Source organism: Vibrio sp. S12_S33 (assembly GCF_963889785.1).
Classification (GTDB): domain Bacteria; phylum Pseudomonadota; class Gammaproteobacteria; order Enterobacterales; family Vibrionaceae; genus Vibrio; species Vibrio aestuarianus.
Map to the genome: position 1 here is coordinate 1 of NZ_CAWPQZ010000068.1, position 9,758 is coordinate 9,758.

The 9,758-nt window shown below is 43.9% G+C and carries 8 protein-coding genes and 3 pseudogenes; 10 read left to right on the forward strand and 1 reads right to left on the reverse strand.

What is annotated here, in order from left to right; translation table 11 throughout:
* The 9 genes and pseudogenes from AACW06_RS18065 to copI form a co-directional block, all read left to right on the forward strand.
* A pseudogene (locus AACW06_RS18065) lies at nt 1–125 on the forward strand (IS5/IS1182 family transposase); the annotation flags it as partial.
* A gap of 232 nt (nt 126–357) precedes the next feature.
* Nucleotides 358–633, forward strand: a complete 276-nt coding sequence (locus AACW06_RS21080; protein ID WP_443263753.1) for an IS1-like element transposase — start codon at nt 358–360, stop codon at nt 631–633.
* Nucleotides 630–854 (forward strand): annotated as a pseudogene (locus AACW06_RS21085) (IS1 family transposase). Before AACW06_RS21080 ends, AACW06_RS21085 begins: the two are co-directional and overlap by 4 nt.
* A gap of 40 nt (nt 855–894) precedes the next feature.
* Nucleotides 895–1,053: pseudogene (locus tag AACW06_RS21090) on the forward strand (IS1 family transposase); the annotation flags it as partial.
* Nucleotides 1,054–1,224: 171 nt separating this feature from the next.
* Nucleotides 1,225–1,593, forward strand: a complete 369-nt coding sequence (locus AACW06_RS18075) for a hypothetical protein (RefSeq protein ID WP_192076144.1) — start codon at nt 1,225–1,227, stop codon at nt 1,591–1,593.
* 85 nt (nt 1,594–1,678) lie between these two features.
* A complete protein-coding gene (locus AACW06_RS18080; RefSeq protein ID WP_192076145.1) occupies nt 1,679–3,067 on the forward strand; it encodes a TolC family protein in 1,389 nt (462 codons plus the stop codon).
* Nucleotides 3,068–3,076: 9 nt separating this feature from the next.
* Nucleotides 3,077–4,564: an efflux RND transporter periplasmic adaptor subunit gene (locus tag AACW06_RS18085; protein ID WP_172532487.1), complete on the forward strand. Its 1,488-nt coding sequence runs from the start codon at nt 3,077–3,079 to the stop codon at nt 4,562–4,564.
* Complete coding sequence (locus AACW06_RS18090) at nt 4,561–7,686, forward strand: efflux RND transporter permease subunit (RefSeq protein WP_192076146.1); 3,126 nt, start codon at nt 4,561–4,563, stop codon at nt 7,684–7,686. Before AACW06_RS18085 ends, AACW06_RS18090 begins: the two co-directional genes overlap by 4 nt.
* A gap of 51 nt (nt 7,687–7,737) precedes the next feature.
* On the forward strand, nt 7,738–8,232 hold the full coding sequence (gene copI / locus AACW06_RS18095) for a copper-resistant cuproprotein CopI (protein WP_192076147.1): 495 nt from the start codon (nt 7,738–7,740) through the stop codon (nt 8,230–8,232).
* A 52-nt stretch (nt 8,233–8,284) separates the two neighbouring features.
* Here the strand turns inward: copI and AACW06_RS18100 are convergent, their stop codons facing one another.
* Nucleotides 8,285–8,728, reverse strand: coding sequence for a dCMP deaminase family protein (locus AACW06_RS18100; RefSeq protein ID WP_192076148.1), 444 nt, complete (start codon nt 8,726–8,728; stop codon nt 8,285–8,287).
* Between the two features lie 792 nt (nt 8,729–9,520).
* On the opposite strand from AACW06_RS18100, the gene tnpA reads away from it, so the two are divergent.
* Nucleotides 9,521–9,758 (forward strand): IS200/IS605 family transposase (tnpA, locus tag AACW06_RS21095; RefSeq protein WP_192076149.1); only part of this gene is annotated, 238 nt, incomplete at its 3' end.

The window sequence follows — 9,758 nt, forward strand, 5'->3', positions numbered from 1 at the left end:
AAAATGCGTTTGCTAAAATCAAGCATTATCGAGCAATATCAACTAGATATGACAAGTTGAAAAGGAACTATGCCAGCATGGTATCGCTGGCATTTATGTTAATGTGGCTACCAATGCATTGCTGAGCGTAAAACGTACAGCAAAGATCAACACGCCCTAGCAATATCGCCACGTCGATTCATGGGCGCATACCTTTATTAAAGGGATTTGATAGGGTTACTTCATGATACACGAAATTAAAACAAACATACCTAAGGTTAGAACGGCACTAATGATCGATTTGATTGATTAGGTCGTGACTCCAACATGGAGAACTTGTGTTAAAATGGTAACCTTTTCACCCTCAAACAAGAAATCATGGCTACCATTCAAGTTCAATGTCGATTTTGTAACCAAACTGAATATGTACGTAAACACGGTAAGGGAGTAACGGGCTTTCAGCGATTTCGTTGCATAGAATGTAAGCGTTCCTTTCAGCTTGATTACGCTTACGAGGCATATAAGCCTAATGTCAAAGAACAAATTATTGATATGGCAATGAATAGCTCTGGTGTTAGAGAAACAAGCCGTGTTTTAAAAGTTGGCTACAACACCGTGCTACGCACTTTAAAAAACTCTCGCCAAGGCAAGTGACCGCTATACCCTTCGATAAAGCAAACATCTCTCTAATCTGTAAAGTTGATGAGCAATGGTCATTCGTAGGTAAAAAGAAAAATCGCCGCTGGCTTTGGTATGCTTGGTAGCCTCGCTATAAGCGCATCATTGCTCACGCATTTGGTAGCTGTAGTACGGATGCTCTGCGCTCGTTGCTCGCTTTGCTCAAGCCGTTTGATATCAGCTTTTTTTACCGATGACTTCAGCGTTTACACAAAAGAATGACCAAGGGAAAAGCATGTTGTGGGCAAAAGGTTCACTCAACGGATTGAGCGAACCAATCTAACCCTGCGTTCCAGATTAAAACGTTTAGTACGTAGAACAATCGGTTTTTCGAAATCGGAGAAGATGCACGATAAGGTGATCGGAGCATTCATTGAACGAGAATTCTATCTTTGAATCAACCGATTGGAGTCACGCCCCTCATTTTTGAATCATATATAACCGATAAGCTATTGACCTTGCCCCTAGGGGATACTTTAGTCTATTCAAGCTATTTAATACTAGAGTGATGTTGTTATGCAACAAGTAACGCATACAATTTGGTTTTCAGTGCTGATGGTCGTGGTTTTGATCACATCATCAATGGTGTCGAGTGCACCGTTGATGGCGATCACTATGGCAAAGATGCAATCTACCGAACAAGTATCGTCCTCTGGAATGCATAAAATGTATCCCTGTCAGGAAGGCAACCTAGCAACGCTTCACCATGCTGACTCCTCTGAGATAGTAGAAGCGTCATCCGTGGTTAACTGTATCGATATGGCAATGGATGGCGTTCATTCTTGCTGTTCGGCCATGTGCGCAGCTGCGTTTGCTTTGTTCCCATTAGGTGGTACTCCTTTTGTCCCCCATGTTGATTTGCTTTTGATTCATTCAGAACCGTTTACCAGCACCATTACCGTTTCCTGTTCACTTTATCGCCCTCCCATCGCGTAATTTCATCTTATTGACGCTTTTTCCCTGCAGAAAACGCGTATTCATGCTGCCTGAATTTTAGGCTAGCAATTTTTTTTGCATCTCAATGTTTTCCATTGAGTGCATATGTGGATGGAATTTTATTGTGAAATTCAAACTCTCTGTGATCGCATTGTCGATCAGTACTTTGTTAATACCGATAGCGGTAAATGCGACAGAGCCAGTCGCTATCAGTAAAGCCAATGTATTAACTCAATTGATAGAGACGGCATTATCAATTGATGCCAGTCGTCAGCAGTATTTTGCTCAATCTCAAGCGATTCGTGAGACTGGCGTAGCCAGTTCAACCTTGATGGATCCAAAGCTAAAAGTGGGATTTGGGGGTCTTCCTGTCGATAGCTTTAAATTTGACCAAGACCCAATGACCAATATTTCGGTAGGTTTAATGCAGCAATTTGAGCGTGGTTCAACATTGACGCTTCAAGCAAAGAAAGCTGAACAACAAGCCGATGGTATGGCTTTGCAAGTGCGCCAGCGCGAGTTGGAGGTTGCCAATAGCATGACTCAACTTTGGTTAGAGTTGGGATATCAACAATATGCTCAACGCATTTTGCGTGAAAATCAGAGCTTGATGAGTGAATTAGAGCGTTTTATTGAAACCAATTACTCGTTGGGTAAAAGCGAAGCGCAAGATTTGTTGCAAGCTCAATTACAAGTATCAAAATTGGATGAAAAACTACAGGCTAATCGCCAAATACAAAGTCGAATTTTGTCACAACTTTCAGAATGGCTAGGTTCGGCATGGTTAGCGAACCAACCAACACTAAGTGCCGATAACCAGCTGCCGTGGACACAACTTACCGAACAATTAACTTCAATGACAGAGCAGAATCAGCATTTCACTCAACTGATGAAACACCCGATGATTGGGATGGCGGAAGCGGCGATCAACACCAGTAAAACACAAGTGGAAATCGCACAAACGGCTTACCAGCCTCAGTTCGGAGTGGAAGTGATGTACGCCTATCGCCAAGCCAATGATATGAAAGGTCAGCCTGCTTCTGATTTGGTCAGTGCGTACCTCACTATGGATATCCCGTTATTTACAGGAAATCGTCAAGATAGAAATCATGCAGCAGCGCAATATCAAGTCGGCGCTGCTAAGTCTCAGCGTGATGTTTTGCTTGCTCAAATGAATGCCAAAGTGAATGCATTATTGGTCGACAAAGCTAATTTAGAACAGCGCTTAGAGCGCTACCACTCTACGTTGCTTACCCAAGCAAAAGCACGAACTCAAGCTATTGAGCGAGGTTATGAAAACAGCACCGCGCAATTTAATGATGTAGTCAGCGCGGCCAGTGATGAATTGGCATTGCAATTAGAACAAGCCCGTTTAACAACAGACTTGAATCTGACCAACAGTAACCTTGCTTATCTATTAAGCGGGTTTGATTTTCAGGTGGCGGCACCAGCGCTTGAGCAAGTGAAAAAGTAGGAGATATCAATGAAATTATTCAACGTAGCAGTCCTTTCGCTTGCTATCGGTGGCGCACTTGGGTTTGTCGCTAGCCAATATTTTCCCCATCAAGATGGTGAGAACCATGATATGCAAGCGATGAGTGATTCAAGTTCACCCTCTGAGCCTTTGTATTGGGTTGCACCAATGGATCCAAATTATAAGCGTGATAAGCCGGGTAAATCGCCGATGGGGATGGATCTTATTCCCGTCTATTCTGAAGATGAAAGCGGTACTGATGAGCAAGTTGGTACGGTGACAATCAATCCGGCAGTTGAAAATAACCTTGGCGTTAAAACCGAGCGTGCGGTTCTGACCCAATTATCACCGCGCATTGAAACGGTAGGTTACATCGCTTTTGATGAAAGTTTACTGTGGCAAACCAACGTCCGTGTTAGTGGCTGGGTCGAAAAACTCCATATCAATGCGGTTGGCGAGCAGGTGAATAAAGGTGATGTACTATTTACCCTTTATTCTCCGGATTTGGTCAAAGCGCAGGAAGAATTGCTCAACGCTTATCGCACCGATCGTCGTGGACTAGTGAAAGGCGCTACTGAGCGTTTGCTTTCTTTGGGGGTTGATCGTGAGCAAATCCAACGGATCGTCAAGCAAGGAAAAGCGACTCAATTTATTGAAATTAAAGCAGTCGCTGATGGTGTGATTGCCAGTTTAAATATTCGAGAAGGTGGCTATTTATCACCAGCACAAGCGGTAATTAGTGCTGGACCATTGAATGAAGTTTGGGTTGATGCCGAAGTTTTTGAGCGTCAAGCGCATTGGATCAATGCAGGCAGTTTTGCCACGATGACCTTAGATTCGATTCCGGGTAAAGAGTGGCAAGGTCTGGTCGATTATGTTTATCCCATTTTGGATCCGAATACACGCACTTTACGTATGCGCTTAAAATTCGCTAACCCCAATGGCGATCTTAAACCAAACATGTTTGCTAATATCGCCTTACAACCTGTTTCTCAGCAAGCTGTCTTGACTATTCCTAAAGCCGCCGTGATTCGCTCTGGTGGTATGACACGCGTGGTATTGGCGCAAGGAGAGGGTAAGTATCGTTCGGCTCGTATCAGTATTGGCCGTGAAGCAGGTGATCGCATCGAAGTTCTGCAAGGGTTGACAGAGCAAGATAGCGTTGTGACTTCTGCTCATTTTATGTTGGATTCTGAATCTAGCCAAACAGCGGATCTTTCTCGCATAAATGGGGTAGAAGTGGCAAATGAAGTTTGGGTTGATGGTTCAATTAATACTCTGTTGGCAGACTTTGGCATGATCACACTCGAACACTCAGCAGTTAAAGAGTGGGCTTGGCAAGCGGGAGAAATGAATTTTACGGTAGACGAAGGGATTGATCTTAGTGTTTTTGCGGAAGGGCAAAACGTTCGCTTTCTTATATTGAAACAAAATGGAGACTACCTGCTTAAAGCGCTTCAACTTAACTCGCAAGCGGTGCAGGGGGGTAAACAATGATTGGTGCGATTATTCGTTGGTCGATCAATAACCGCTTTTTGGTGTTAGTCGCCACATTGTTCCTTACTTTAGGTGGACTTTACAGTGTAAAGAACACTCCCGTTGATGCCTTGCCAGATCTTTCTGATGTGCAAGTCATAATTAAAACCAGTTATCCAGGCCAAGCACCACAAGTGGTGGAGGACCAAGTTACTTATCCATTAACCACGGCTATGCTTGCAGTTCCTGGCGCTGAAACGGTACGTGGATATTCATTTTTTGGTGATTCTTATGTTTATATCATCTTTAATGATCAAACCGATATGTATTGGGCTCGCTCAAGGGTATTGGAATACTTAAGTCAAGTGGCACCTAAACTACCGCCCAATGCCAAACCTACCTTAGGGCCCGATGCGACGGGTGTCGGTTGGATATACAGCTATATATTGCAAGATAAAACCGGTAAGCATGATCTTTCGCAACTACGTAGTTTGCAAGATTGGTTTTTGAAATACGAATTGCAAACCGTTAATGGTGTGTCAGAAGTCGCCACGGTTGGCGGTATGGTTAAGCAGTACCAAGTGCAAATTGATCCTGCAAAATTGCGTGCATACAACCTAACCTTGCAACAAATAAATATGGCGATTCAAAACGGTAACCAAGAAACCGGAGCGTCGGTAATTGAGGTGGCGGAAGCGGAACATATGGTTCGTACTACCGGCTATTTAACAAGTATCGAAGACATTAAAGCGTTGCCATTAAAAGTAACGGATAAAGGTACACCACTACTTTTAGGTGATGTGGCTGACATTAACCTTGGCCCGCAAATGCGCAGGGGGATATCTGAATTCAACGGTGAAGGTGAAGCTGTTGGCGGTGTGATCGTAATGCGATTTGGTGAGAACGCTAGTCAAGTTATTGATAATGTAAAAATAAAATTGGCAGAACTGCAACGTGGTTTGCCAGAAGGTGTCGAGATTGTCGCCACTTATGATCGCTCCACTTTAATTGATCATGCGGTTGAAAACCTTTGGCATAAATTAGCTGAAGAATTCATCGTTGTTGCAATTGTGTGCGCGTTGTTTTTGTTCCACATGCGTTCGTCATTGGTTATTGCACTTAGTCTACCTGTGGGAATTTTGTCGGCATTCATTGTAATGCACTGGCAAGGCATTAACGCCAACATCATGTCACTGGGTGGGATTGCTATTGCTATTGGGGCGATGGTCGATGGCGCGATCGTTATGATCGAAAATGTTCATAAGCATATTGAACGGACCCCGTTGACCGATAAAAACCGCTGGCAGGTCATTGCGAAGGCTGCGGAAGAAGTGGGCGCACCGTTATTTTTCTCCTTGCTCATTATTACATTAAGCTTTGTGCCGGTTTTCGCGTTAGAAGGGCAAGAAGGCAAAATGTTCTCGCCGTTAGCGTTTACTAAAACTTACGCCATGGCAGCGGCGGCGGGTTTAGCTATCACCCTTGTGCCGGTATTAATGGGTTATTTCATTCGCGGAAACATTCTTCCAGAACATAAAAATCCAGTCAACAGGGGGCTTGTTGCGTTATATCGACCGCTGCTTAATCTGAGCTTACGTTATCCAAAAAGTATGATCATATTAGCGTTAGGTTTGATGGCGTCAGCTTATTATCCACTGAGCAAACTAGGCAGCGAGTTCATTCCTCCTTTAGATGAAGGGGATTTAATGTACATGCCGACCACTTATCCGGGCATTTCTATCGGTAAGGCTCGTGAGTTATTACAGCAAACCAACAAACTCATCAAAACGGTTCCAGAGGTAGAAACCGTGTGGGGGAAAATTGGTCGAGCAGAAACCGCGACCGATCCGGCTCCGCTGACGATGATAGAAACGGTTATTCAACTGAAACCTCAAGATCAATGGCGTGAAGGGGTAACGACGGAATCTTTGCGCAAAGAATTTGATAATTTAGTGCAATTTCCGGGGTTGACTAACGCATGGGTAATGCCAATCAAAACGCGCATCGATATGTTGGCGACGGGCATTAAAACTCCAATAGGGATCAAAATCGCCGGTCCAGATCTAAAAGAGATAGAACAAATCGGCGCGCAGTTAGAACCGATTCTTAACCGTATCCAAGGAACGGCCTCGGTCTATGCTGAGCGTGTAGCGGGTGGTCGTTACGTGACCATTGATATCAACCGTCTACAAGCGGCGCGTTATGGTCTCAGTATCAAAGATGTGCAGCAAGTGGTCTCAACAGCGGTTGGTGGTATGAATGTGGGTGAAACCATTGAAGGACTCGAGCGCTACCCTATCAACGTGCGTTATCCGCAGGACTATCGCGATTCGGTTGTGAAATTGCAAAACCTTCCGCTGGTGACGCCTAACGGGGCTCGTATTGCCTTAGCCGATGTGGCCGATATTCGCTATGAAGATGGCCCCCCAATGATCAAAACCGAGAACGCTCGCCCAAATGGCTGGGTATTTGTTGATATTGAGGGACGAGATCTGGGTTCATACGTATTGGATGCGCAAAAAGCGGTCATCGAACAATTGATGCTGCCTGCTGGCTATTCACTGGCATGGTCTGGTCAATATGAATACATGGAGCGAGCGAAAGCACGTTTAAGTGTGGTCACACCGATTACTTTGGCGATCATCATGCTGCTGCTTTATTTCAGTTTTCGCCGTGTCGGAGAAGTGTTGATCATTATGGCGACCTTGCCATTAGCATTGGTCGGCGGCCTGTGGTTAATGCACTATCTTGGTTACAACTTCTCGATTGCAGTGGGCGTTGGCTTTATTGCGTTGGCTGGTGTTGCGGTAGAAATAGGTGTGATTATGCTCGTCTATCTTAACCAGGCATGGCATTACAAAAAGATTGATGCGCAGCAAAGTCATACAGCTATCGGTAGCAGTGACTTAATTGAAGCCATTCGAGAAGGGGCTGGTCAGCGTGTGCGTCCAGTGATGATGACGGTGCTCACCGTGATCATTGGTCTTATCCCAATTATGTATGGTTCAGGCACGGGTTCGGAAGTGATGCAGCGTATTGCAGCACCGATGATCGGTGGTATGGCATCTGCGCTATTGCTGACGTTACTGGTACTGCCTGCGGTATTCAAATTATGGAAGAGTCGTGAAATCGCTAAAGATTAATGACTTTAATATTGAACAAACAAAACACTCGAATTCAAGAAGGAATATAAAATGAAAAGAACACTGATTGCATTCATATTAACTGTGTTGACTACCTCTGCTATTGCAGAAATGGATCACAGTAAGATGGACCATAGCAAAATGGATCACGCTGGTATGATGATGGACGGCATGTCTGAGGTAGGCATGCCCGCTAAAGGTGCTAAACCAGATAAAGTTGTGCATGTTCTACTATCTGATGATATGACAATTACGTTTAAGAAAGCCGTCAAAATTGAGCCCAACGATGTAGTGCAATTTGTGGTGATGAATACGGGTAAAATTGAACACGAGTTCTCAATTGGTTCAGCCGCTGAACAATTGAAACACCGAGAGATGATGCGCCAAATGGACGGGAAAACACATCATAGTGAGAATGTTGTGTTGGTCGAACCGGGTAAAGCGAAGCAGTTGCTATGGCACTTTCATGGCGACAAAAACATAGAGTTCGCCTGTAACATTCCAGGTCACGCTGAAGCTGGAATGGTCAAAAAGATTCAACTGTAATGTAAAGCGCCCTCCAATATCGGAGGGCGTTTAGTATTGAATATGTTGTTACTTACTTTAAGTTATCTAGTGGTAGCCAGTTTACTTTTACTCCGGCTTGTAAAAACATATCTTGGCTGACTTTGATTTTATCACCCCAGCGAGACAAAAAGTCTTCCGTTTGTTCAGGGCAGTGAACCGCAGAAATACCGGTTTGAATAATTTTTGCCGCACAGTTTGGGCAAGGGAAATGAGTCACGTAAATCTCACAGCCATCTAAATCACGCTTAGCAAAAAGAATCGCGTTTTCCTCAGCATGCAAGGTTTTGAGATATTTCATATCTCGATCATCTGTTCCTGCGCTGTCTGAAATGCCGTGTGGATAGCCATTGAAGCCAACGGAAACGATGCGATTCTGTTTGGTAATGACTGCACCCACTTGGGTTGACGGGTCTTTACTCCAAGAGCCAACAAGTTCTGCCATTTGGTAAAAGCGTTGTGCCCATTTCGAAATCATGCTTTGTTCCTCTAATGATTTTTCTTTGCTCCCCAGACTAAATAGGGATTTGTGATAAAGATCAGCATTAATATCCTAGTTTTCGAGCACTGAGTCTAGAGTAAATCTATTTTAGCGAAGATATTTCTTAAATTAGAGTGAGAGCTCTATCCCGTTTTTTTCTTCAATGGACATATTTAGGATTTTCTTTGTGCGAGATCTCTTACACGGACTGTAAGATTTTAGCGTTTATTGATGCCGTAGAATGAGATGTTATATTTTTAACTCATTGAAAGTTAATCATTATAATTGCAATTAATTTATAGTGTAGAAAAGTTTTTTCAGGACGGTAATTGTTCGTTAACGTAAAAAAAGTAATCTTAAGTTGTCAGCAGGAAGCAGACACGGAACAGGAAAGGCCCAAGGATAGGTCATCTTCAGGACGAAGATTCGATGATTCAGGAAGAATGGTCGGCAAGGAAAGCGAAGGACATTGGCTGGATGCTGAATAACTAGGATGGTTATCAAGGACGGTTAATGTACGGTGCAAAGGATAATTGCACGAAATCTGTCAGGAAGACAGATTAAGGACACCGCTAGGAAGGCGATGAAAAGGATTGCGCTGAAGGAGTCAGCCAACTATCAAGGAATAGATGCAGGGAGCACCTATTATAGTAGCTGGATTGCTGCGAGTAAGAACTGGAACCCCACTAGGCGAAAGCTTAGTGGGGTTTTCTTTATTTTATTCTGTGAATACAGAAAACCACGGGTTTACCCGTGGATGAATGCCTTTGGAGACGGTACGATGGATAAATGCAATATTACACCTCGTCCCATAGTGTCTATTACACGAAGTATCACGCAGTTTGGGTAACTAAGTACCGTCGGAAAATCCTGAATCCTGGTATGTGCAGCTACCTACGAAAGGTTATGCCAAAGTTACTGCGAAGTTTACCTGGCGTTGAGATCGAGACGATAGGCTTTGATGAAGATCATCTGCATATGATGATGCTTATCCCACCGAAATACAGTATTTCAGACGTCATGGGTA

Bases quoted from the DNA above. Each gene is read 5' to 3' on its own strand.
- copI (WP_192076147.1), top strand. From the start codon at position 7,738: ATGAAAAGAACACTGATTGCATTCATATTAACTGTGTTGACTACCTCT.
- AACW06_RS18090 (WP_192076146.1), top strand. From the start codon at position 4,561: ATGATTGGTGCGATTATTCGTTGGTCGATCAATAACCGCTTTTTGGTG.
- AACW06_RS18080 (WP_192076145.1), top strand. From the start codon at position 1,679: ATGTTTTCCATTGAGTGCATATGTGGATGGAATTTTATTGTGAAATTC.
- AACW06_RS21080 (WP_443263753.1), top strand. From the start codon at position 358: ATGGCTACCATTCAAGTTCAATGTCGATTTTGTAACCAAACTGAATAT.
- AACW06_RS18100 (WP_192076148.1), bottom strand. From the start codon at position 8,728: ATGATTTCGAAATGGGCACAACGCTTTTACCAAATGGCAGAACTTGTT.
- AACW06_RS18085 (WP_172532487.1), top strand. From the start codon at position 3,077: ATGAAATTATTCAACGTAGCAGTCCTTTCGCTTGCTATCGGTGGCGCA.